Raw genomic sequence first — 23430 nt, 5'->3', positions numbered from 1 at the left:
CCTCAGGCCACCCAGTACGGCCGCTCCACGCCCGGGGCGAGCGGGACGCCGTCGTGGAAGGCCCGCGCGAGGAGGCGTACGCCCTCGTCCAGGCGGGCCGCCGGCAGGGTGTACGGGATGCGGAGCCGGTGTTCGAAGGTGCCGGGGTCGACGCCGAAGCGGGCCCCGCGCCCGATGTGCACGCCGGCCGCCGCGGCCCGCTCCGCGAGGGCGGAGCTGACGGGTTCCCCGAGGTCCACCCAGAGCGAGAGGCCGCCGGGCGGCACCCGCCAGGACCACTCGGGGGTGTGGCGCTGGAGGGAGGCGATCAGGGCGGCGCGCTGTCCGCGCAGTTGCTCCAGCCGGACCGGCAGGGAGCGGTCGAGGCCCTCCATCAGCCGCAGGGCGACGACCTGGTCCAGGACCGAGCCGGTCATGTCGGCGCTGACCCGGACGGCGGCCAGTTCGGTGATCAGCTTGGCTCCGGCCCGGACCCAGCCGACCCGCAGGCCGCCCCAGTGGGTCTTGCTGAGGGAGCCGATGGTGATCACGTGGTCGGCGCCGGAGCGCGGCGCGAGCGAGGCCGTGGGGGCGGGCGCGGGCACGTCCAGGGCGATGTCGGCGATGGTCTCGTCCACCACCAGCCAGGTCCCGGTGGCGCGTGTGGCGGCGAGCAGGCGCAGCCGCTGCTCCTCGGGCATGAGCAGGCCGGTCGGGTTGTGGAAGTCGGGTATCGCGTAGACCAGTCGGGGGACGGTCTGGCGCAGCGTGGACTCGGCGATGTCCATGTCCCAGCCGGTGTCGGAGACGGCGATGGATCCGGTGCGCAGGCGGGCGTGGCGCAGGGCGTCGAGGGCGTTGGCGTAGGTGGGGCTCTCGGTGACGACGCGGTCCCCGGGGCGGCACAGGAGGCTCACGACGAGGGCGAAGGCCTGCTGGGCGCCGGCGGTGACGAGGATCTGCTCGGGGCGGGTGGGCAGCCCTCGGCGGGTGAAGCGGTCCGCGACGGCCCGGCGCAGGTCGGGCAGGCCGAAGGGGTGGTAGCCGGGGCTGTGGGTGAGGGCGGGCAGACGGGGCGCGGCCCAGGCGAGGGCGTCGGCGAGGCTGCCGTCGGGGGCGCCCATGGCGGCGATGGCCAGGTCGATGCCGGGATCGCCGTCGGCGTGGTAGCCGCCGGCGCCGACGATGGCGTGCGCCCCGACGGGGGCGTGGCCGTCGGGGAGTTCGGTCCAGGTGCCGGAGCCGCGCCGGCTGCGGACGTAGCCGCTCTCGCGCAGCAGGTCGTAGGCGCCGGTGACGGTGGCGCGGCTGGCGCCGAGGGCCTCGGCGAGTTCGCGTTCGGCGGGCAGGCGTACGTGGAGGGCGACGCGGCCGTCGAGGATCAGGGTGCGGACGGCGTCGGCGAGGGCCCGGTAGCCGGGGCGGGCCCGGACCTCCGCGGGGAGCATGGCCGCGAGCTGGCGGCTGCCGATCGTCCTGTCCGCCGTGTGGACCACTCGCCCGTTCGCCATGCCAACCTCCCCCGATTGGCTCTGCCTGCCAGGCCAATCGAGGTCCAGACTCGCGGTATTGGCCCCCGATTGGCAAGGAGAAGCCACGATGACGGAGCACTTCCTCACCGACCGTGACGAGCGGGCGCTGGTGGCCGCCGCCGGGAACCGGATCGCGGAGCCGCTGCGCGTGCGGGCGCTGTGGGCCGCCGTGCGGCGGCTGTCGACGCACGGCCGGGCTCCCCGCCCCGGGCGCGCGGCGCAGGGGCGAGAATCGCTGACATGCCAACCGAACCAGACCGTACGCCTTCCGCCGGCGCCCTCGAACCGGGCCGTGCGACCCCTGCCGTGACCCCGGTGGTCGCGGGGCTGCTCCTCGCCGCGGGGGGTGGCCGCCGGCTCGGCGGGCGCCCCAAGGCCCTGTTGACCCATCGGGGGCGCCCGCTGGTGGAGAACGCCGTGCGCGTGCTCCGCGAGGCGGGCTGCGCGCCGATCCACGTGGTGCTGGGCGCCTCGGCCGCCGAGGTCCGCGAGCGGGCCGACCTGAGCGGCTGCGTGGTCGTGGACAACCCGGAGTGGGCCGAGGGGATGGGCTCGTCCCTGCGGGTGGGCCTGGCCTCGCTGGCCGGTACGGGGGCGGGGGCGGCGCTGGTCTCCTTGGTGGACCAGCCGGGCATCGGTCCGGACGCCGTGGCCCGGGTGCGCGGGGCGTACCGCTCGCCCGCGAGCCTGGTGGCGGCCTCGTACGACGGGGAGCGCGGTCACCCGGTGCTCTTCGGGGCGGACCGGTGGGCGGACATCGCGGCGACGGCCACGGGGGACCGGGGTGCGCGTGTCCATCTGAGGGAACACGCGAAGGAGGTCATGCTGGTGGAGTGCGGGGACATCGCGGCCGCTTTCGACATCGACACCCCGCCCGACCTGGCACGACTGGATTGAGTGGGGCTCGTGCGGGGCCTGAGCGGGCTGTGACCGCGATGGCACTGAGGGCCACCGGCAAGTGGAATCTGTCGACTCAGAGAATCTCGACATCAACAAACCATTGAACTTCCACCATGAGGAAATTACTATCCACTGGTCAGAAGCGCCCTGAACCCACAGACGGCGCCCGCGACCGTTACCCGGAACTCTCCACACCCGACGGCACTGCGTGCCGTCTCGCGCGAGCATTCCCCGCGGCCGCCAGGCACCGCCGCTGAAGGAGTGACAGATATGTCCGCACCAGCGCCGTCCCCGCTGGCCATCGTCGACGCCGAGCCCCTGCCCCGGCAGGACGAAGTCCTCACCGAAGCGGCCCTCGCGTTCGTGGCCGAGCTCCACCGGCGGTTCGCCCCCCGCCGCGCCGAGCTCCTCGCCCGACGCGGTGAACGCCGCGCCGAGATCGCCCGGACCTCCACCCTCGACTTCCTCCCGGACACCGCACAGGTCCGCGAGGGCGACTGGAAGGTGGCCCCGGCCCCGGCGGCGCTGAACGACCGCCGCGTGGAGATCACCGGTCCGACGGACCGCAAGATGACCATCAACGCCCTGAACTCGGGCGCCAAGGTCTGGCTCGCCGACTTCGAGGACGCCTCGGCTCCCACCTGGGAGAACGTCGTCCTCGGCCAGCTCAACCTCATCGACGCCTACGAGCGCCGCATCGACTTCACGGACGCGCGCACCGGCAAGGCGTACGCCCTGAAGCCCGCCGACCAGCTCGCCACCGTCGTGATGCGCCCGCGCGGCTGGCACCTGGAGGAGCGCCACCTCCGCTTCGAGGGCGGCCCCGCCTCCGGCTCCCTCGTCGACTTCGGCCTGTACTTCTTCCACAACGCCAAGCGCCTGATCGACCTCGGCAAGGGCCCGTACTTCTACCTGCCGAAGACGGAGTCGCACCTGGAGGCCCGCCTCTGGAACGAGATCTTCGTCTTCGCCCAGGACTACGTCGGCATCCCGCAGGGCACCGTCCGCGCGACCGTCCTCATCGAGACGATCACCGCCGCGTACGAGATGGAGGAGATCCTCTACGAGCTGCGCGACCACGCGGCCGGCCTGAACGCGGGCCGCTGGGACTACCTCTTCTCCATCGTCAAGAACTTCCGTGACGGCGGCGAGAAGTTCGTCCTGCCGGACCGCAACGCGGTGACCATGACGGCCCCGTTCATGCGCGCCTACACCGAACTGCTGGTCCGCACCTGCCACAAGCGCGGCGCCCACGCCATCGGCGGCATGGCGGCCTTCATCCCGTCCCGCAAGGACGCCGAGGTCAACCGGGTGGCCTTCGAGAAGGTCAAGGCCGACAAGGACCGCGAGGCGAACGACGGCTTCGACGGCTCCTGGGTCGCCCACCCCGACCTGGTCCCGATCGCCATGGCCTCCTTCGACGCGGTCCTCGGCGAGAAGCCCAACCAGAAGGACCGCCTGCGCGAGGACGTCTCGGTGGCCCCGGGCGAGCTCATCGCGATCGACTCGCTCGACGCGAAGCCCACCTACGAGGGCCTGCGCAACGCCGTCCAGGTCGGCGTCCGCTACATCGAGGCGTGGCTGCGCGGCCTCGGCGCGGTCGGCATCTTCGGCCTCATGGAGGACGCGGCCACAGCGGAGATCTCGCGCTCCCAGATCTGGCAGTGGATCAACGCCGGCGTCGTGTTCGAGAACGGCGAGCTCGCCACCGCCGACCTGACCCGCGCGATCGCCGCCGAGGAGCTCGCCGCGATCCGCGCCGAGGTCGGCGAGGAGGCCTTCGCGGCCGGGAAGTGGCAGCAGGCCCACGACCTCCTCCTCCAGGTCTCCCTCGACGCCGACTACGCGGACTTCCTCACCCTCCCCGCGTACGACCGACTCGTGGGCTGACCCACACGATTCGGCCGGAAACGCACAGCGGCCGAACCACGCCTCCGCCCCCGTCGCCTTGCCGGCAACGGGGGCGGAGGCGTTCGCTCCGCGCTTTGCCCGACCGTTCGCGGGACAACGCCCCGAAGGCCGGGCCGCGTTGCCGGAACACGGTCGCGGCAGGGGCCGGACGGCCGAACGAACGGTCGGCCGTTATTCCATCGTGACCTCGCTGTACCTAGCGGTAACAAGTGGGCGCGTGTCACCTTTCCGATGCCACCGGCGCCGGAGGTACCCCCACTTACCCAGCCACGCACCGAAGTTGTTGGCGACTTCCGCGTGGCCGACCGCAGGAGTTCCGCAGTGATCGGATTCCGCAAGGCCGACAAGGACAGGGCCCCCCGCAGGCGCGTGCGACGGTCGGCGGGCGCCGCGATGGCACTCCCCCTCGCCGTCACGGCGCTGCTCGCCGGCGGTGCGACGCCGGCCGCGGCCGGGCCCGGCACCGGCCCCACCGCCGTGGTGTCCATGGGCGACAGCTACATCTCCGGCGAGGCCGGCCGCTGGAAGGGCAACAGCCTGACCAACAGCGGCAGCCGGGTCGGCACCGACCGGGCCTGGATCAGCGGCAGCGCGTACGACCCCTCCAAGGTCTACGGCACCACCGCCGGCGGCTGCCACCGCTCGGACTCGGCCGAGGTGATCAGCGCCGGCGGCATCGCCGAGACGGCCGTGAACCTGGCCTGCTCCGGCGCGACCTCGCAGAACGTCTTCCGGGCCGCCAACGGCGGCGTCGCCTTCAAGGGCGAGGCCCCGCAGGCCGATCAGCTCGCGGCCGTCGCCGCGAGCCGCGACGTCAAGGTCATCGCGCTGTCCATCGGCGGCAACGACCTCGGCTTCGCCGACATCATCAAGGACTGCGCGTACGACTTCGTGCTCTGGGGCTCGTACTGCCACGACGACCAGCAGTACGGGGTCGACCGGAAGATCGACGCGGTGATGGCCGGCGTCGGCAAGTCCGTCGACGAGATCCGCGCCGTCATGCGCGGGGCCGGCTACACGGACTCCTCGTACCGCATCGTCCTCCAGTCCTACCCCTCGCCGATCCCCCGGGGCGCCGAGAACCGCTACACCCAGAGCGACTGGAGCCGGCTCAACACCGGCGGCTGCCCCTTCTGGAACCGCGACTCGGACTGGGCGCGCGACTCCCTGGTGCCGCAGATCGCGAACCGCATCAAGCAGGTCGCGACGGCCAAGGGCGTGCAGTTCCTCGACCTGCGGGACATGCTCCAGGGCCGTGAGGTGTGCGCGAAGGCCAGCAAGCAGGTCAGCTCCTCGGCGCCCGCCTCCGGGCGCACGAGCGAGTGGGCCCGCTGGATCGACAACAACGAGTCGCAGGGCCTGATCCAGGAGTCCATGCACCCCAACTACTTCGGCCAACTCGCCGTCGGGCGCTGCCTGTCCCTGGCCGTGGCCCAGCCCGCGAACTCCACCGTCGGGTGCCGCAACACCGCCGGCGGCGACCACACGGGGATGTACCTGACGCCCGCCTCGTAGCCCGCGCAGCCCGCCGCGCGACCCACGTCGCGCCCGTCGGGGGACGGCGGAAAACCGGATGAGCCCGGCGGGGCGTGCTGTCAGGATCGGGTCCATGACAGCACGCCCCGTACGCACCGGCCGACGCGACCGTCCGAGCCTGTACATCTCCGTCGACGTCGAAGCCGACGGACCGATCCCCGGCCCCTACTCCATGATCAGCTTCGGGGCCTGCGTGGCCGGCCGCCAGGACGGGGGCACCTACACCCCGGCCGACCCGGAACGGCACACCTTCTACCGCGAGTTGCGCCCGATCGGCGAGCGGTGGGTGGACGCCGCGCTCGCCGTGAGCGGACTGGACCGCGACCGCCTCCTGCGCGAGGGCGCCGAACCGGCCGCGGCCATGGCGGAGTTCCGCGCCTGGGTGCGGGAGGTCTCCGCCGGGGCCCAGCCGGTGATGTGCGGCTATCCCGCCTCCTTCGACTGGACGTTCCTGTACTGGTACCTGATCGAGTTCGGCGACGACAGCCCCTTCGGGCACTCCGGCTGCCTGGACATGAAGACCCTGTACGCGACGAAGGCCCGCGTCCCGCTGCGCGCCGCCGTCAAGGGCCGCATGCCGCGCGCGCTCCTCTCCCGCCGCCCCCACACGCACCACGCGCTCGACGACGCCATCGAACAGGCGGAGTTGATGAGCAACCTGATGCTGTGGGAGCCGGAGGGGGAAGGGCCGGTCGACAGGCCCTAGGAACCGCGCTGGTGCGGCAGGCCGGCCAGGGCCGTGGTGAAGGCGGCGCGGCAGCGCAGCCAGTCCGGGTCGGGGGACGGGGCGTGCAGGGCCAGGAGTTTGGGCAGCAGGTCCGCCGAGAAGGCCCGCGCCGCCTCGGCCGGCACCAGGGACGGCAGGTTGTCGATGGCGATCACGTCCAGCGGTCGGGGGGCGGCGCGCAGCCGCAGGGCCGGTGTCCGCCAGTCGGTGAGCCGGTCGTAGACGGGCAGCAGGTGCAGCTCGGAGCCGGTGTCGCAGGTGATGTCGGCGATGACCGAGAGGCGCCGGCCCGCGGCGTCGAGGTCGGCCGGGGTCAGGAAGGGGGCCCGGGGCCGGTCCGTGAGCACCGCGTGGACGAGGATGTCGTGGTCCAGGAGGGCGGCCCGGTCCAGGGCGCGGGTCTCGGCCCGGCCCCAGCGGGTGACGCGGATGCCGGCGGTGGTCAGCGCGTCGCAGGCGCCCCGGCCGCTGCGTCCGCCGGCGCCGATCACCAGGGCCCGTAATCCGTCGGCCGGGCAGGCGCGCAGCCGGGCGTCGAGTTCCGGCCGGGGCATCGGGACCAGCGGGGCCGTCAGCCGGCCGCGGGCGTGCAGCGCGGCCAGGGCGGCGCCCGCGTACCCGGCCCAGTAGCCGAAGGCGGCCAGGCGGCGTCCCTGGGCGTCGGCGAGGTACTCCAGGTCCAGCAGGGTCCCGCCGCCCGTGAGGAAGCGGCGCAGCAGTTCGGGGCCCTGGGTCTGGCCCTTGTAGGCGTGCCCGAAGTAGACGTGCCGGTGGTGCAGGTGCTCGGGGGCCGCCGGGAGTTCCTTCAGCCCGAGGACGTACGCCGATCCGGGCGCGGCCTCGGCCCACGAGCCGGCCGGCGCGGTGCGGCACCCCGCGGCGGCGTACTCCTCCAGCGGGAACACCCGGTGGTCCGACTCCTCCACGGTGATCCGTACGCCGTGTTCGACGAGGAGCGCGGCGCCGTCGGGGGTGAGCGGCGCGCGCCGCTCGGTGGGGCGGGTCTCGCTGCGCATCCAGAGCTGTGGGACGTCTGCCATCGCTGTACCGCCTGTCGGGTCGGAGAGGTGGTGGGGACGGCCCCTTCTCCCCCGCGCCCAGGCGGTCCGCGGGCAGCCCTCGGCGCGACCCGGCGGGGCCGGGGCGGTGCGGGCGGTGGCGGTCCGTCGGGGTACGGGCGAGGGGAGGGCGCGGCGCGCGGGCCCGGTCCGACGGGTCCCGCGTGCGCAGGGGATGTCTTTCCGCACGGCGTACGTGACAAGCCGGATCGGCACCGGAACTCCGGTCCCTGCCGCCCCTCGCCGCGCTCCGCGCCCCTCGCGCCACGGGGAGCCCGGCGTGCGGGGCCGTACCGGCCCCGGCAGCGATCCGTACCGGCCGGCCCTGCCGGCCCGGCGTCGTGCCCGGGTCCCCGCCCGGCCCCGGACGGCACGAAGCGGCGGTGCGTACGCCACACCCGCAGTGGGTGACGTACGCACCGCCGCCGGGGCGCCGGTGGATCGGACCGGGGTCGATGGGGTGCGGTCGTGCGGTCGGTGCGGTCAGTGCGCGAAGGCCGGCTCGGCTCCCGCGCCCTCCTCCTCCTTCGCCCCGTCCTTCTTCGAACCGAGGTGGTTGAAGGCCAGGTTGAGCAGGATGGCCACCACGCAGCCGGTGCTGATCCCGGAGTCGAGGACGACCAGCAGGTCCTTGGGGAAGGCGTGGTAGAACTGCGGCGCGGCGATCGGGATCAGGCCGATGCCGACCGAGGCCGCCACGATCAGGGCGTTCTCGCCCTTCTCCATGGCCGCGCTCGCCAGGGTCTGGATGCCGCTCGCGGCGACCGAGCCGAAGAGCACGATGCCGGCGCCGCCGAGGACGGGCAGCGGCACGACCCCGATGACGGAGGCGGCCATCGGACACAGGCCGAGCAGGATCAGGATGCCGCCGCCCGCGGCGACCACGAAGCGGCTGCGCACCTTGGTCATCGCGACGAGCCCGATGTTCTGTGCGAAGGCGCTGCACATGAAGCCGTTGAACAGCGGGCTGAGCGCGCTGCCGAGGGTGTCGGCGCGCAGGCCGCCCTCGATGGTCTTCGCGTCCGCCGGCCGGCCGACGATCTTGCCGAGGGCCAGGATGTCGGCGGTGGACTCGGTCATGCAGACGAGCATGACGATGCACATCGAGATGATGGCGGCGACCTGGAACTGCGGGGCGCCGAAGTGGAAGGGGGTGGGGAAGCCGATGACGTCGGCGTTGCTCACCGCGTCGAAGTTGGTCATGCCGAGGGGTATCGCGATCAGCGTGCCCACGACGAGGCCGAGCAGGATCGAGATCTGCTGGAGGAAGCCGCGCAGGAACTTGCGCATCAGCAGGACGATCACGAGGGTGAGGGCGGCCATGCCGATGTTCTGCATCGAGCCGTAGTCGGAGGCGGTGCTGTTGCCGCCCTGCGACCAGTTGAAGGAGACCGGGAGCAGCGAGACGCCGATCAGGGTGATGACGGTGCCGGTGACCACGGGCGGGAAGAAGCGGACGAGCTTGCCGAAGTAGGGGGCGGCGAGGAATCCGACGAGGCCGGCGACGATGATCGCGCCGAAGATGATGGGGATGGCGTTGTCCCCCTCCCCCTTGCCGATGGCGATCATCGGGGTGACACCGGCGAAGGAAACGCCGTTGACGAAGGGGAGTTTGGCGCCGATCTTCCAGAAGCCGAGGGTCTGGAGGAGGGTGGCGAGGCCGGCCGTGAAGAGCGAGGCGCCCATCAGGAAGGCCGTTTCGGTGGCGGAGAGACCGACGGCGGGTCCGACGATCATGGGCGGGGCCACTACACCCGCGTACATGGCGGCCACGTGTTGGAGGCCGCTCGTGAACATCTTCAGAGGAGGCAGGGTCTCGTCGACCGGGTGCTTCTCCTCCGGTACTGCGACTGCGTCTTTGCGAAACCTGGGCGCGTTGGCCACGGCTTCCTCCGGTCGGGTAACACGTCGGCAGGGACGTGGGTGTCATGGAGGTGGTGCGAAAGCGGTGCGAGTCGAGCCTGTATGGAGTTGTGGGTGCTGCGAATGCTCGTCCCAAGGGGTGCGGAATCGATTCGCCCAAAAATCGTTCCGCGCGGTGGCGACCGGCCGGCGGGGCCGGGTTGTGCCGTGGCAGTGGCGCGAGACAGGAGCTGTGGCGCAAGTGTCACGAGTCACCGCCCCCGGGAGCGCCCTCGGAATGGTCCTCGGGCGCTTCCCGGGAACGGCTGCCGCGGACCCCGCTCGGGTCCGCGGCCGCCGGCCGGGGGCCGTCCCCCCCGACCGGACTCCGTGGGATCAGGCCTGCGCGGAGATGCGCGCCAGGCGCTGGGCCTCTTCACGGGTGGACACCGCGATGGCGTCCTCGTCGGCGAAGAGGAGGCGGTTGTTCTCGACGATCTGCTTGCCGTTGACGAACGACGCGGTGACCGGGGCCGCGGCACCGAAGACCAGGGCCGTGACCGGGTCGGCGATCGAGGAGTGCAGGAAGGTGTTCAGGTTCCACAGCACCAGGTCGGCGCACTTGCCGACCTCCAGCGAACCGATGTTGTCGGCGCGGCCGAGGACCTGGGCGCCACCGTAGGTGCCCAGGCGCAGGGCCTGGCGCGCGTTCAGGGCGCGCTCGCGGTGGACCGGGTTCAGACGGTTGATCAGCAGCGCGTTGCGCAGCTCGGTGTGCAGCTCACCGGACTCGTTGGAGGCGGTGCCGTCCACGCCGAGGCCCACCGGGACGCCGGCGGCCAGCATGTCCGGGACACGGGCGATGCCGGCGGCCAGACGGGCGTTGGAGGACGGGCAGTGCGCGACACCGGTCTTGGTGCGGGCGAACGCGGCGATGTCGGAGTCGTTCATGTGGACGCTGTGCGCCATCCACACGTCCTCGCCGAGCCAGCCGGTGGACTCGAAGTAGTCGGTCGGGCCCATGCCGAACAGTTCCTTGCAGAACTGCTCTTCCTCGACGGTCTCCGAGCCGTGCGTGTGCAGGCGCACACCCAGGCGACGGGCCAGCTCGGCACCCTGCTTGAGCAGCTCGGTGGAGACCGAGAAGGGGGAGCAGGGGGCGACGGCGACCTGGGTCATCGCGTCGAAGGAGGCGTCGTGGTACTTCTTCACGGTCGCCTCGGTGTCGGCCAGGGCGCCTTCGAGGGTCTCCACGGCGTGGTCCGGCGGCAGGCCGCCGTCCTTCTCGCTGCGGTCCATGGAGCCGCGGGCGAGGGTGAAGCGGACGCCCATCTCGGAGGCGGCGCGGATGATCGAGCCGGAGAGGTCGCCCGAGTTCTTCGGGAAGACGTAGTGGTGGTCCATGGCGGTGGTGACGCCGCCCTTGGCCATCGCGGCGAGGGAGCCCTGCGCGGCCGTGTACGTCATCTGCTCGTCGATGCGCGCCCACGTCGGGTACAGCGAGACGAGCCAGTTGAAGAGGTTGTGGTCGGTGGCCAGGCCACGCGTGATCCACTGGTAGAAGTGGTGGTGCGTGTTGACCAGACCGGGAGTCACGAGGTGCCCGGTGCCGTCGATGCGGCGGACTACGTTCTCGAGGTTCGCGGGGGCCTTGCCCGCGCCGACGAACTCGATCTTGTTGCCGGCGACGACCACGTGACCCGAGGCGTACTCGGTGTCGTTCGCGTCGACGGTCGCGATCGCACAGTTCTCGATGACGATGCGCTCGACCGCGCTGTCATGGGCTGCCGATGCTGCCATGGGACTTCCTCGTGCTTTCAGTGGCGGTGCGGGCACGGCAAAACCCAGGGGATTTGAGTGCCGGAGCCGGGGGCCTTGACAGCTGACAGTACTGCCGCCCCATGTGTTGCGTCCGGGTGCCGATTCAGGAAGTTGGTGGGGGTGTCGCCCGCCCCGGGGCCACTGCGGAGCCCCGGGACGAGCGTGTCGTACTAGAGGTTGGTCATGTCCACGGGGATACGGGCGTCAGCGCCGTCGCGGAGGACCGTCGCCTCGATCAGACCGTACGGACGGTCCGCGGCGAAGTAGACCTCGTTGTCGTTCTTGAGGCCGAAGGGCTCGAGGTCGACGAGGAAGTGGTGCTTGTTCGGGAGCGAGAAGCGGACCTCGTCGATCTCCGAACGGTGGTTGATGATGCGCGAACCCATCTGGTACAGGGTCTGCTGGAGCGACAGCGAGTAGGTCTCCGCGAAGGCCTGGAGCATGTGCTTCCTGGTCTCGGCGTAGGACTTCTCCCAGTTGGGCATCCGCTGCTCGTCGTCGGTCCAGTTGAAGCGCCAGCGACCCGACACCTGGGTGGCCAGGATGCGGTCGTACGCCTCCTGGAGGGTCGTGTACTTGTCCTTCACGTAACCCCAGAACTCGGAGTTCGTGGAGTTCATGACGATCAGGTCCTTGAGGCCGGAGATGACCTCCCAGTTCTGACCGTCGTACGTGATCTGGGTGACGCGGGTCTCCATGCCCTTGCGGACGAAGGAGTGGTTGACCTCGTCGGAGCCGATGAACTTCGAGTTGGCGTCCGAGGTGGCGATCCGGTCCCAGCCGTACTCCTCGATCCGGATGCGCGCGCGCTGGATCGGCTCCTGGCTGTTCACGAACCAACGGGCCAGGTGGATGCCGAACTGCTCGGCGGACTCGATGCCGTACTCCTTGGCGAAGGCGTACACCGTGTTCTTGGTGGTGTCCGTCGGCAGCACGTTGGCGTTCGAGCCGGAGTAGTGGACGTCGTCCATGTCGCCGGAGAGGGCGACCGAGACGTTCAGGTCCTTGATGTGGTGGGTGTCGCCGTCCCGCGTGATCTTGACGACGCGGTTCTCTGCCTTGCCGTACTGGTTCTGGCCCAGAATCGTGGCCATGCTAGCTCCCTCGGTAAACGGAGTAGCCGAACGGGTTGAGCAGCAGCGGTACGTGGTAGTGCTCGCCCGGGTTCACCGCGAAGGTGATCGTTACCTCGGGGAAGAACGCACCGCTGTCCCTTACGCGGGGGGCGTCCTGCTGCGCCTCGGCTTGCTTCTTTGAGAAGTACGTCTCGGTCTCGAAGTCGAGACGTACGTGGGTGGTGCCCTCCGGCAGCGCCGGCAGGTCCTTGCAACGCCCGTCGGCGTCGGTGGCGCTGCCGCCCAGGGCCGCCCACTCGCCGTCGAGCCCCGCACGGGCCGACAGGGAGATGGCGACGCCCTCGGCGGGGCGGCCGATGCTGGTGTCCAGGATGTGGGTGGACACCGACGCGGTGGTCTCGGTGCTCATGGTCACTCTCCTTCTGCGAGCTCGACGAGGCGGGTCAGACGAATCCGGTTGATCTTGACGAGCTCACCGCGGGCGATCTCTCGCTCCCGCTCCGGCGAGTTGTCGATCCGGACCTTGACCGCGTCCCGCATGAACTCACCGGTCGCGCCGGTGGCGCAGATGAGGAAGACGTGGCCGAACTTCTCCTGGTAGGCCAGGTTCAGTTCGAGGAGCTCGTTCTTCAGCTCCTCCGAGGCACCGGCCATGCCGCGCTGCTCGCGGGCGGAGGTCGGGTCTCCCGGCTTCGGCCGGCCGATCGGCGCGTGGCCTGCCATCGCCTCGCCGAGGTCCTCTGCGGTGAGCTCCGCCATGGCGGACTCGTTCGCGGCGAACAGGGCATCGGCGGTGGCGAAGGGGCGCTGGGCGAGGAGCTTGCCGCCCCACGCCGAACTGGCGCACACCTCGTGGAGCTCGGCCGTGGCCGCGCTGTCGTCCAAGGCGTTGAACCGGGTGAGACCCGGGGTCGGACTCGAAGTCACGGTAGGCCTCCGTGGCCTGTTGTTGCTTTGACGGGCTGCGCATAGCTAACGCCCTCGACAACACGGCGTCAACACTTTGTTGAAACTTCCCGTACACAAAAGCCGCCGCCCGGATGAATTGGGCGGCGGCTCGTCACGGCGAGTGAGTCGCCCTTCACTCCCGGCTGTTCTTGGCGGACTTCGCCTGGGTGGCGGAATCCCTGTTCAGATAGTTGTAGACGGTGAAACGGCTCACGCCCAGGGCCCCCGCGACCGTCTCCACACCGTGGCGGACCGAGAAGGCGCCCCGCGCCTCCAGTATGCGTACCACGTCCTGCTTGGACTTCCGGTCGAGCTGGGCCAGCGGCACACCGTGCCGACGTTCCAGCGCCGCCAGGATGTGGTCCAGCGAATCGGACAGCTGGGGCAGGCGCACGGCCAGCAGCTCCCGCCCCTCCCACGACAGCACGACGTCGTCGGGCTGCGCCAGGGCGGGATCCATCAGCTCGCCGCCCATCGCGTCGACCAGCGGCTTGACCGCGGTGACGAAGGGGTGGTCGCGGGGTTCGGTCACGGGGTCTCCTCCCGGATCACGTTGACCTGGAGGGAGACGCGCGTGGCGCCGGCCTCCAGCGAGTCGCGCAGCAGCGCGGCCACCGCGGTCAGCACCTCGTCGGACGCACCCTCGGCCGTGTTGCCGAACGGGCCGACGTCCACCGCGTCCAGTTGCGCCTTCTGGATGACCTCGCGGGCGGCCACGGCATGGGCGGGGGGCTCTTCGAGGTCGAAGGGCTCGGTCGTGAACTCCACTCTCAATCGCACGCGGTCAACCTACTGCGCGGTCACGATTTTTCGGGAGTCCGCACTTGACAAGTGCGCCGCCCGGCTTGCAGTCTTCCATCAAGCAGAAAATAACTTCCGCAATACGGAAGGAGCGCACACCCCTCATGGGATACACGGACCAGCGCTTCGATGTGAACCTGTCGATCCTCTTCACGGAACTCCCGCTCCTGGAGCGCCCCGCGGCCGCCGCCGCGGCGGGCTTCACAGCGGTCGAGCTGTGGTGGCCCTGGATCGAGACCCCCACCCCCGCTCAGGAGGAGCTCGACGCCCTCAAGAAGGCTCTTGAGGACGCCGGCACCCAGCTGGTGGGCCTGAACTTCTACGCCGGCAAGCTGCCGGGCCCGGACCGCGGCGCGGTATCGGTCCCCGGCGAGGAGTCGGACCGCTTCAACGCCAACATCAACGTGGCGGCGGACTTCGCCGCCTCGGTGGGTTGCAAGGCGCTGAACGCCCTCTACGGCAACCGCGTCGAGGGTGTGGACCCGGCCGTCCAGGACGAGCTGGCCCTGGAGAACCTGGTCGTGGCGGCCCGCGCCGCCGACCGCGTGGGTGCGATCCTCCTGATCGAGACCCTCAACAAGCCCGAGTCGCCGCTCTACCCCCTGGTGAGCGCCCCGGCCGGCATCGAGGTGGTGGACAAGGTCAACGAGGCCACCGGCCTCGGGAACGCCAAGTTCCTCCTCGACCTGTACCACCTGGCGATGAACGATGAGGACCTCTCCGAGGTCATCGAAAAGTACGCCGCCAAGACCGGCCACGTCCAGATCGCGGACAAGCCCGGCCGCGGTGCCCCCGGCACCGGCGAGCTGCCCCTGGAGGCGCTCCTCGACCAGCTCAAGAAGGCCGGATACGAGGGCTGGGTAGGCCTCGAGTACAAGGCGGAGGACGCCGCGGCGTCCTTCGGATTCCTCCCGGTCGAGGCCCGCGCCGCCCGCTAGGCGCAAGAAGTCCGGTCGATCGGCCAGGCACCCCTCGCACTTTTCGTACGAAGCATTAAGAGAAGGACCCTCATCATGAGCACCCTCCCCAACATCGCCTGGATCGGCCTCGGCATCATGGGCTCCCCCATGGCCGAGAACCTGCTGAAGGCCGGCTACTCGGTCACCGGCTTCACGCTGGAGCAGGACAAGCTGGACCGCCTGGCCGCCGCCGGCGGTACCGCCGCCGGCTCGATCGCCGAGGCCGTCAAGGACGCGGACGTCATCATCACGATGGTGCCCGCCTCCCCCCACGTCGAGGCCATCTCCTACGGCCCCGAGGGCATCCTGGAGAACGCCAAGTCCGGCGCGCTGATCATCGACATGTCGTCGATCACCCCGCAGACCTCCGTCGACCTGGCGAAGAACGCGGCAGAGAAGGGCATCCGCGTCATCGACGCCCCGGTGTCCGGCGGCGAGGCCGGCGCCATCGAGGCCGTCCTGTCGATCATGGTGGGTGGCGAGCAGGCCGACTTCGACGCCGCGCTGCCGATCCTGGAGGCGCTCGGCAAGGTCATCGTCCTGTGCGGTCCGCACGGCTCCGGCCAGACCGTCAAGGCCGCCAACCAGCTCATCGTCGCGGTGAACATCCAGGCGTGCGCCGAGGCCGTCGTCTTCCTCGAGAAGTCCGGCGTGAACCTCCAGGCCGCCCTGGACGTCCTCAACGGCGGTCTGGCCGGCTCCACGGTCCTGACCCGCAAGAAGGACAACTTCCTGAACCGCGACTTCAAGCCCGGTTTCCGGATCGACCTGCACCACAAGGACATGGGCATCGTCACCGACGCCGCCCGCAACGTCGGTGCGGCCCTGCCGGTCGGCGCGGTCGTCGCCCAGCTCGTCGCCTCGCTGCGCGCCCAGGGTGACGGCGGCCTGGACCACTCCGCCCTGCTCCGCGCGGTCGAGCGCCTCTCCGGCGCCCAGATCTGAGCGAGCCTCCCCGCGGCGGCCCGCTGACAGGGCCGCCCCTCCCCCTCACGGGGGCCTGAGTTTCCGGATGGTGCCGGTGCTGACACCTGTCCTGTCGCGCCCAAGCGCCGGCACCGTCCGGATTTCCTCTCTCCCATCTTTGTTCAACAAACTGTTGACGTCGCGTTCACGCCGAAATTAGGCTGTTCCGCATGACGGAAGACGCATTCCGTCAGCAGTTATCCGTACGGAAGGTCACCATGTCGAAGCGCACGCTGACGACCGAGTCCGGCGCCCCGGTCGCCGACAATCAGAACTCCGCCACCGCCGGCGTCGGTGGCCCGCTCCTGGTCCAGGACCAGCAGCTCCTGGAGAAGCTCGCCCGCTTCAACCGCGAGCGCATCCCGGAGCGCGTGGTGCACGCCCGCGGCTCCGCCGCCTACGGCTACTTCGAGGTGACCGACGACGTCACCGCGTACACCAGCGCGGCGTTCCTGAACACGGTCGGCAAGAAGACCGAGACCTTCCTGCGGTTCTCCACCGTGGCCGACTCCCTCGGTGGCGCGGACGCCGTCCGCGACCCGCGCGGCTTCGCCCTGAAGTTCTACACCGAAGAGGGCAACTACGACCTCGTCGGCAACAACACCCCGGTGTTCTTCATCAAGGATCCGATCAAGTTCCCCGACTTCATCCACTCCCAGAAGCGCGACCCCTTCACGGGCAAGCAGGAGCCGGATAACGTCTGGGACTTCTGGGCGCACGCCCCCGAGGCGACGCACCAGATCACCTGGCTCATGGGTGACCGCGGCATCCCGGCGTCCTACCGCCACATGAACGGCTACGGCTCCCACACCTACCAGTGGACCAACGCCCAGGGCGAGGCCTTCTTCGTCAAGTACCACTTCAAGACGAACCAGGGCATACGCTCCCTCTCCGGCGAGCAGGCCGCCGAGCTGGTCGGCAAGGACGCGAACTCGCACCAGACCGACCTGCTCCAGGCCATCGAGCGCGGTGTGAACCCGAGCTGGACCCTCTACGTCCAGATCATGCCCGCCGCCGAGGCCGCGGACTACCGCTTCAACCCGTTCGACCTCACCAAGGTGTGGCCGCACGCCGACTACCCGCTGCAGCGCGTGGGTCGCCTGGTCCTCGACCGCAACCCGGACAACGTCTTCGCCGAGGTCGAGCAGTCCGCGTTCTCCCCGAACAACTTCGTCCCGGGCATCACCGCCTCGCCGGACAAGATGCTCCAGGGCCGCCTGTTCGCCTACGCCGACGCCCAGCGCTACCGCCTCGGCGTGAACCACACCGTGCTGCCGGTCAACGCCCCGAAGGCGACGAAGGCCGACAACTACGGCCGCGACGGCGTCATGGCGCTGCGCAACGGCTCGCGCCACGACAAGAACTACGAGCCCAACTCGTACCAGGGCCCGGCCGAGACCGGTCTCGCCCTCGGCGCCCCGAAGGCCGTCTCCGGCTACACGGGCACCCACGAGGCCCCGGCCCACACCAAGGACGACGACTTCTTCCAGGCCGGTGAGCTCTACCGCCTGATGTCGGAGGCCGAGAAGCAGCGTCTGGTGGCGAACATCGCCGGCGGCCTGTCTCAGGTCACCCTGGAGGACGTCATCGAGAAGAACCTGGCTCACTTCCACGCCGCCGACGCCGACTACGGCAAGCGCGTCGAGGAGGCCGTCCGCGCCCTGCGCGACGCCTGAGCCGATCAAGCTGCACCGGGGGTCTGACGGGAGGTCAGACCCCGGGTGCCGAGCCCGATCCACGTACCCGGATGAGGGGTGGTACGCGGTGAGGGCAGGACGAGGACCGTGGCGAGCGTGCGAGCCAGTGCGGTGGTAATGGGTTCCGAGGCCCGTCTCTTGACCTGAGGGAGACGATGCCGAAGTTCTCGTCGCCGCCCGCCACGGTCCCAGCCATCCCCTCCTCTGTACAAGGGCCACGCACAGAGTCCCTTGTACAGAGGACAACCTCCCCACCCTCTCCGCCCGGCGGTGCGAACGTCCCCTTTCGGACGCCGCCCTCGCACCGCTGCGCGGGCATCGGGCCGGCTGCGCCGGCCTCCGGCCGCCGGGTACCACCCGCGGCCGACTCGACTCCGCCCGGCGGTGCGAACGTCCTGTCGCGCCAGCCTCGCTCCGTCGGGCGGTAACAAACCAGAGCGCCGAGTCACGGACGGTCCCGTGACTCGGCGCTTTGTCGTTGCCCCGACCCCTCTCGCCGCGGCCGGGGTGGGGCGAGCCTGACGGGTGGGGCGGGCCGGACGGGGTCAGGGCGTCCCCGGTCCGAAGCGGCGGCGGTACGCCAACGGGTTGAGCCCCGTCTCTCGCCGCATCAGCGCGCGCAGGTTGGCCGCCGTACCGAGCCCGCTGCGCCGTGCGACCAGGTCGAAGCCGGACTCCCCCCGTTCGATCAGCCGGCAGGCCAGCGCGACGCGCTCCCCCGTGAGCCACGCCAACGGCGTCGTACCGAGCTGGGCCCTGAAGCGGCGGTGCAACGTCGCCGGACTGACCGCGGCCCGCGTCGCGAGGTCGGACACCGTCAGCGGCGCGTCCAGCCGCTCCTGGGCCCATACGAGGACGGGGGCCAGGGACTCGTCCGGTTGCTCGGGCACCGGCCGCTCCACGAACTGCCGCTGCCCTCCGTCGCGGTGCGCGGCGAACACCAGCCGGCGACTCACCGCGTTGGCCACCTCCGCCCCGTGGTCGCGGCGCACGACGTGCAGCCCGAGGTCGAGCGCGGCGGCGCTGCCCGCGGCGGTCAGGATGTCCCCGTCGTCCACGAACAGCACGTCCGGTTCGAGCCGGACGGCGGGGAAGCGGGCCCGGAAGGCCGGCGCCCACTGCCAGTGGGCGGTGGCCCGGCGGCCGTCGAGGACCCCCGCCTCGGCCAGCGTGAAGGCGCCGCTGCAGAAGCCGATCAGGCGCGCTCCGCGCGCGTGTGCCCGCCGTACGGCGTCCAGGACGGCCGGGCGTCGGGGCACGTCGGTGTCGGGCCGGTTGGGGACGATCAGGGTGTCCGCCGTGTCGGCCGCCTCCAGATCGGCGACCCCGGTCAGCGTGAAGAACCCGTCCCGCATCACCGTGCGGGGCTCGGGCGAGCAGAGGCCGAACGTGTAGAGGTCGCGGCCGATCTCGGGGCGGCGCAGGCCGAACACCTCGGTCGCGCAGCCGAGCTCGAAGGGGTTGGAGTTCTCGTCCACGATGACGACGACCCGGTGGGGCGGCGAGGACGGTTGCGAGGATTCTTGCGGCATGTGCGATTCGTAGCACTCACGGAGGCCGCGCGCCGGCGGGAACGATGGGGTCATGAGCCACGAACCCCTCGCCCTCGCCGATGCCCTGGCCTCCTTCGAGGCCCTGTGGAGCCCCCGTATCGTCACGCGCGTCAACGACTACGACGTACGCGTCGCCAAGGTCCACGGCGAGCACGTCTGGCACGCCCACGACGACACCGACGAGTTCTTCCTCGTGCTCGAAGGCGAGCTGCGCATCTCCCTGCGCGAGCCGGACGGCGAGCGGACGGTCGTGCTGCCCCGGGGCGCCGTCTTCACCGTCCCCCGGGGCACCGAGCACAGGCCCTCCGCGCCGTCCGGCGCCTCGATCCTCATGTTCGAGCCGACCGGGACCTCCACCGTCGGCGACCGCCACGAGGCCGTCCCGGCCCACGTGGACGCGACGACGGGCCACGTCCTCGGCTCCTGAGCGCGCCCTCCCGGACCCGCGGGCACGACGCACGACGGCCCCCGTTCTCCCCTCTGTACAGAGGGGGAACGGGGGCCGCGGCGTGTGCTGCCCGCGAGGCCCGGAGGCCTCAGGAACCTTCAGGGACCTACAGGGGCCTCAGAAGGCTCAGAAGGCTCAGGGACCTCAGAAGGCCTTGATCGCGGTGGGCGCGTGGCCCGGCTCGGTCGCGAGCTCCTCGAACTCGGTGACGTCGCTCATGTCGACGGTCTTGCTCATCGAGATGTTGGTGATGCGCTCCAGGATCGCCTCGACGACGACCGGGACCTGGAACTCCTGGGCCAGCTTCTTGGCCTGCTCGAAGGCGGCGCCCAGCTCGTTCGGGTCGGTGACGCGGATCGCCTTGACACCCAGGCCCTCGGCGACCTTGACGTGGTCGACGCCGTAGGCGCCGAGCTCGGGGGTGTTGATGTTCTCGAACTCGAGGTTGACCTCGAAGTTGATGCCGAGGCCGCCCTGCGCCTGACGGATCAGACCCAGGTAGGCGTTGTTCACGAGGACGTGGACGTAGGGGACCTTGTGCTGGGCGGCGACCGCCAGCTCCTCGATCATGAACTGGAAGTCGTAGTCGCCAGAGAGCGCGACGATCGGGGTCTCCGGGTCCGCGGTGGCGGCACCGATGGCGGCCGGGATGGTCCAGCCGAGCGGGCCGGCCTGGCCGCAGTTGATCCAGTGGCGCGGCTTGTAGACGTGCAGCATCTGCGCGCCGGCGATCTGGGAGAGGCCGATGGTGGTGACGTAGCGGGTCTCCGGGCCGAAGGCCTTGTTCATCTCCTCGTAGACGCGCTGCGGCTTCATGGGGATGTTGTCGAAGTGCGTACGGCGCAGCAGGGTGGCCTTGCGCTCCTGGGCGGAGGCGGCCCAGGCACCGAAGTCGGGCAGCTTGCCCTCGGCCTTGAGCTCCTTGGCGACCTCGATGAAGAGCTCCAGCGCGACCTTGGCGTCGGAGGCGATGCCGAAGTCGGGGGCGAAGATCTTGCCGATCTGGGTGGGCTCGATGTCGACGTGGACGAACTTGCGGTCGCCCAGGTACGCGTCCAGGTTGTAACCGGTGTGACGGTTGGCCCAGCGGTTGCCGATGCCGAGGACGACGTCGGACTCCAGGAAGGTCGCGTTGCCGTAGCGGTGCGAGGTCTGGACACCGACCATGCCGGCGGCCAGCTCGTGGTCGTCCGGGATGACGCCCCAGCCCATGAGGGTGGAGATGACCGGGATGTTGGTCAGCTCGGCGAATTCGACCAGCAGGTCGGAGGCGTCGGCGTTGATGATGCCGCCGCCGGCGACGATCAGCGGGCGCTCGGACTCCAGCAGGAAGCTCAGGGCCTTCTCGGCCTGGGCACGGCTGGCCTGCGGCTTGTAGACCGGCAGCGGCTGGTAGGTCGCGGGGTCGAACTCGATCTCGGTCAGCTGGACGTCGATCGGGAGGTCGATGAGGACCGGGCCCGGACGGCCGGAGCGCATCAGGTGGAAGGCCTGCTGGAAGACGCCGGGGACCTGCGCGGCCTCCAGGACGGTCGTCGCGGCCTTGGTGACCGGCTTGGCGATCGCGGCGATGTCGACGGCCTGGAAGTCCTCCTTGTGGAGCTTCGAGACCGGAGCCTGACCGGTGATGCACAGGATCGGGATCGAGTCCGCGATGGCCGAGTACAGGCCGGTGATCATGTCGGTGCCGGCGGGACCCGAGGTGCCGATGCAGACGCCGATGTTGCCCGCCTTGGCACGGGTGTACCCCTCGGCCATGTGCGAGGCGCCCTCGACGTGGCGGGCGAGCGTGTGGTTGATGCCGCCCACGTTCTTGAGCTCGCGGTAGAACGGGTTGATCGCAGCGCCGGGCACGCCGAACGCTTGTTCGACACCCTCAAGCTTGAGGATCTCAACTGCAGCTGCGGCGGCTGTCATACGAGGCATCAGGTTCTCCTGCGGGTCTGGCGGTCAGACTTTTTCCGTCATCCGGAATTTTTGTTCTGCTATACGGAACAAGCTAAGCGGCGTCTTCCCGCTCGTCAAGGCGGTGCGGCACCCCGGAACCCACCAAAAGCCGCATCCCGTTCGGTGAGTTGCACAAATGGCCGGCCGTCCGGGGGCGGATCGGCGCGAATCCGCGCCCTCGCCCGCGCCGGCGGTCGCCGGTGGTGGAGCATGTACGTACGCACAGCGACGGAGGGGGTCCAGGTCTCATGGCGGAAGCGGTACCGGTGCGCTGCCCGGGATGCCTGCGCGAGAACGGCTACACCGCCCCGGTCTTCCCCTGCGCCTGCGGGAGTCCGGTCGCGCCACCGCTGGACCTCGCCGCGGAACCCCTGCCCCTGACGCATCGCACCTGGTCGGAGAGCTGGGTGGCGGTGCGGTGCGGGGCCTGCGGGCGGGAGAGCGAGTGGCCGCACCCCGAGGTGGGCTGCGGGGCGTGCGGGACGGTGGTCCTCATCCCCGTACGCCCGCCGCAGGCCGCCGAGTCCCCGCGACCGCCCGGCCCCGCGGGATCCGCCGGGGCCACCGGGTCCGCGCCGGGCGCGGGCGCGGCGGGCGACGACGTACGGGGGCCGGCGCGGCGCGACGCGCGCGCGGGCGCGACGGGCACCGCTCCAGGGGCGCCCGACCCGCACTCCGGCGCCGACTCCGGTCCGCGCTCCCCGTACGCCCCGGGGACCGGCCCTGGTCCCGAGTCCGGGTCCGGGTCCGGGTCGGCGGGGAGTCGGGGTGCGGTGCCGCGGCCGGCGTTCCGGCCCGTGACCATCCGTACCGCCCGGGACGCGGTGGTGACGGCCGCGCTGTACCTGCGCTGGCTGGGGTTCCGCGACGTACGGCAACCCGACGGGCTGCCGATCCCCTCGGCGGCGGTGGACCTGCGGGCCCCGGGCATGGTGGCCCAGGTGGACCCGACGACGGCGCCCGCCGGGCTGCGGGCGGTGGAGTGCGTCTGGCTGAACGGTCTGACGGCCTCGGCGACCAGCGTCTACTTCTCCCTGGCGGGATATACGGAGGAGGCCCGCGTCCGCGCGGACGAGCTGGGGATACCGCTGTTCGTCATGGACCTCACGGGCATGCCCCAGCCGGTCAACGACCCGGCGGACATCCTGGTCGGGACGGGGGCCTAGGCTCGGAGGTCGAAGACCGAGATTCCGCCGAGGAGAGCCCGATGAGCCTGTACGACATCCCGCTGACCACCCTGGACGACGAGCCCACCAGCCTCGCGGCCCACAAGGGCAAGGCCATCCTGCTGGTGAACACCGCCTCGCAGTGCGGGCTCACCCCCCAGTACTCGGGGCTGGCCCGTCTGCAGTTCGCGTACGAGGCGAAGGGCTTCACCGTCATCGGCGTGCCCTGCAACCAGTTCGGCGGGCAGGAGCCGGGCACCGCGGAGGACATCCAGACCTTCTGCGCGGCGGGCTTCGGCGTGACCTTCCCGATGCTGGAGAAGACCGAGGTGAACGGCGAGAACCGGCACCCGCTGTACACAGAGCTGGTGAAGACCGCGGACGCCGAGGGCGAGGCCGGGGACATCCAGTGGAACTTCGAGAAGTTCCTGATCTCCCCCGCCGGTGAGGTCGTGGCGCGCTTCCGCCCGCGCACCGAGCCCGAGGCCCCCGAGGTGATCGCCGCGATCGAGGCGCAGCTGCCGGCCTAGTCGCCGCGCGGTCGACCCCGTCCGGCCCTGCCC

General features: G+C 70.9%; 22 protein-coding genes. 11 read left to right on the top strand and 11 right to left on the bottom strand.

Annotation, left to right across the window (positions count from 1 at the left end; translation table 11 throughout):
- Window positions 1-2: 2 nt before the first annotated feature.
- Window positions 3-1490: a MocR-like transcription factor YczR gene (gene yczR / locus ACZ6ZI_RS13045; protein WP_363063178.1), complete on the bottom strand. Its 1488-nt coding sequence runs from the start codon at window positions 1488-1490 to the stop codon at window positions 3-5.
- A gap of 88 nt (window positions 1491-1578) precedes the next feature.
- Here yczR and ACZ6ZI_RS13040 point away from each other — a divergent pair, with 88 nt between their 5' ends.
- From ACZ6ZI_RS13040 to ACZ6ZI_RS13020, 5 genes are all read left to right on the top strand, one after another.
- Window positions 1579-1821: a hypothetical protein gene (locus ACZ6ZI_RS13040; protein ID WP_469519424.1), complete on the top strand. Its 243-nt coding sequence runs from the start codon at window positions 1579-1581 to the stop codon at window positions 1819-1821.
- A complete protein-coding gene (locus ACZ6ZI_RS13035; RefSeq protein WP_469519422.1) occupies window positions 1752-2408 on the top strand; it encodes a nucleotidyltransferase family protein in 657 nt (218 codons plus the stop codon). Before ACZ6ZI_RS13040 ends, ACZ6ZI_RS13035 begins: the two co-directional genes overlap by 70 nt.
- Before the next feature lie 273 nt (window positions 2409-2681).
- Complete coding sequence (aceB, locus tag ACZ6ZI_RS13030) at window positions 2682-4301, top strand: malate synthase A (protein ID WP_469519419.1); 1620 nt, start codon at window positions 2682-2684, stop codon at window positions 4299-4301.
- 252 nt (window positions 4302-4553) lie between these two features.
- Complete coding sequence (locus ACZ6ZI_RS13025) at window positions 4554-5837, top strand: GDSL-type esterase/lipase family protein (protein WP_469519416.1); 1284 nt, start codon at window positions 4554-4556, stop codon at window positions 5835-5837.
- A 94-nt stretch (window positions 5838-5931) separates the two neighbouring features.
- Complete coding sequence (locus ACZ6ZI_RS13020) at window positions 5932-6564, top strand: 3'-5' exonuclease (protein ID WP_469519414.1); 633 nt, start codon at window positions 5932-5934, stop codon at window positions 6562-6564.
- On the opposite strand, the gene ACZ6ZI_RS13015 is transcribed toward ACZ6ZI_RS13020, so the two are convergent.
- The 8 genes from ACZ6ZI_RS13015 to ACZ6ZI_RS12980 form a co-directional block, all read right to left on the bottom strand.
- Window positions 6561-7625, bottom strand: coding sequence for a Rossmann-fold NAD(P)-binding domain-containing protein (locus ACZ6ZI_RS13015; RefSeq protein WP_469519412.1), 1065 nt, complete (start codon window positions 7623-7625; stop codon window positions 6561-6563). The two genes, ACZ6ZI_RS13020 and ACZ6ZI_RS13015, sit on opposite strands and share 4 nt — an antisense overlap.
- A gap of 501 nt (window positions 7626-8126) precedes the next feature.
- Window positions 8127-9527 carry a nucleobase:cation symporter-2 family protein gene (locus tag ACZ6ZI_RS13010; RefSeq protein WP_469519410.1) on the bottom strand — a complete coding sequence of 467 codons (1401 nt, stop codon included), beginning with the start codon at window positions 9525-9527 and terminating at the stop codon, window positions 8127-8129.
- 354 nt (window positions 9528-9881) lie between these two features.
- The gene (locus tag ACZ6ZI_RS13005) at window positions 9882-11285 is read right to left on the bottom strand and encodes an 8-oxoguanine deaminase (protein WP_469519406.1); all 1404 of its coding nucleotides are present in this window, start codon (window positions 11283-11285) and stop codon (window positions 9882-9884) included.
- Between the two features lie 191 nt (window positions 11286-11476).
- Window positions 11477-12400, bottom strand: coding sequence for a factor-independent urate hydroxylase (gene pucL, locus ACZ6ZI_RS13000; RefSeq protein WP_469519403.1), 924 nt, complete (start codon window positions 12398-12400; stop codon window positions 11477-11479).
- 1 nt (window position 12401) lies between these two features.
- Window positions 12402-12791, bottom strand: a complete 390-nt coding sequence (uraH, locus tag ACZ6ZI_RS12995; protein WP_007267387.1) for a hydroxyisourate hydrolase — start codon at window positions 12789-12791, stop codon at window positions 12402-12404.
- Between the two features lie 2 nt (window positions 12792-12793).
- Window positions 12794-13309 (bottom strand): 2-oxo-4-hydroxy-4-carboxy-5-ureidoimidazoline decarboxylase, encoded by a 516-nt coding sequence (gene uraD, locus ACZ6ZI_RS12990; RefSeq protein ID WP_363063195.1) that lies wholly within the window; start codon window positions 13307-13309, stop codon window positions 12794-12796.
- A gap of 154 nt (window positions 13310-13463) precedes the next feature.
- A complete protein-coding gene (locus ACZ6ZI_RS12985; RefSeq protein ID WP_363063197.1) occupies window positions 13464-13862 on the bottom strand; it encodes a helix-turn-helix domain-containing protein in 399 nt (132 codons plus the stop codon).
- On the bottom strand, window positions 13859-14110 hold the full coding sequence (locus ACZ6ZI_RS12980; RefSeq protein ID WP_363063199.1) for a YkoF family thiamine-binding protein: 252 nt from the start codon (window positions 14108-14110) through the stop codon (window positions 13859-13861). The genes ACZ6ZI_RS12985 and ACZ6ZI_RS12980 overlap by 4 nt, the downstream gene beginning before the upstream one ends.
- 125 nt (window positions 14111-14235) lie before the next feature.
- On the opposite strand from ACZ6ZI_RS12980, the gene ACZ6ZI_RS12975 reads away from it, so the two are divergent.
- From ACZ6ZI_RS12975 to ACZ6ZI_RS12965, 3 genes are all read left to right on the top strand, one after another.
- On the top strand, window positions 14236-15069 hold the full coding sequence (locus ACZ6ZI_RS12975; RefSeq protein ID WP_363063201.1) for a TIM barrel protein: 834 nt from the start codon (window positions 14236-14238) through the stop codon (window positions 15067-15069).
- A gap of 75 nt (window positions 15070-15144) precedes the next feature.
- On the top strand, window positions 15145-16035 hold the full coding sequence (locus tag ACZ6ZI_RS12970) for a 2-hydroxy-3-oxopropionate reductase (RefSeq protein ID WP_363063204.1): 891 nt from the start codon (window positions 15145-15147) through the stop codon (window positions 16033-16035).
- A gap of 239 nt (window positions 16036-16274) precedes the next feature.
- Window positions 16275-17732, top strand: coding sequence for a catalase (locus ACZ6ZI_RS12965; protein WP_363063228.1), 1458 nt, complete (start codon window positions 16275-16277; stop codon window positions 17730-17732).
- A gap of 566 nt (window positions 17733-18298) precedes the next feature.
- Here ACZ6ZI_RS12965 and ACZ6ZI_RS12960 read toward each other — a convergent pair.
- Window positions 18299-19285 carry a GlxA family transcriptional regulator gene (locus ACZ6ZI_RS12960; RefSeq protein WP_469519396.1) on the bottom strand — a complete coding sequence of 329 codons (987 nt, stop codon included), beginning with the start codon at window positions 19283-19285 and terminating at the stop codon, window positions 18299-18301.
- A 52-nt stretch (window positions 19286-19337) separates the two neighbouring features.
- Between ACZ6ZI_RS12960 and ACZ6ZI_RS12955 the strand changes: the two genes are divergently transcribed.
- Window positions 19338-19733 (top strand): cupin domain-containing protein, encoded by a 396-nt coding sequence (locus tag ACZ6ZI_RS12955; protein ID WP_469519394.1) that lies wholly within the window; start codon window positions 19338-19340, stop codon window positions 19731-19733.
- Window positions 19734-19898: 165 nt separating this feature from the next.
- On the opposite strand, the gene gcl is transcribed toward ACZ6ZI_RS12955, so the two are convergent.
- Window positions 19899-21680: a glyoxylate carboligase gene (gene gcl / locus ACZ6ZI_RS12950; protein WP_363063210.1), complete on the bottom strand. Its 1782-nt coding sequence runs from the start codon at window positions 21678-21680 to the stop codon at window positions 19899-19901.
- 269 nt (window positions 21681-21949) lie between these two features.
- Between gcl and ACZ6ZI_RS12945 the strand changes: the two genes are divergently transcribed.
- Together ACZ6ZI_RS12945 and ACZ6ZI_RS12940 are read left to right on the top strand one after the other, a co-directional pair.
- Complete coding sequence (locus ACZ6ZI_RS12945) at window positions 21950-22867, top strand: hypothetical protein (RefSeq protein WP_469519389.1); 918 nt, start codon at window positions 21950-21952, stop codon at window positions 22865-22867.
- Window positions 22868-22908: 41 nt separating this feature from the next.
- Window positions 22909-23397 (top strand): glutathione peroxidase, encoded by a 489-nt coding sequence (locus ACZ6ZI_RS12940; RefSeq protein WP_469519388.1) that lies wholly within the window; start codon window positions 22909-22911, stop codon window positions 23395-23397.
- The last annotated feature ends 33 nt before the right edge of the window (window positions 23398-23430 follow it).

The organism is Streptomyces sp. NPDC103540 (assembly GCF_055584445.1).
This window is presented reverse-complemented; position numbering and strand designations above follow the sequence as displayed.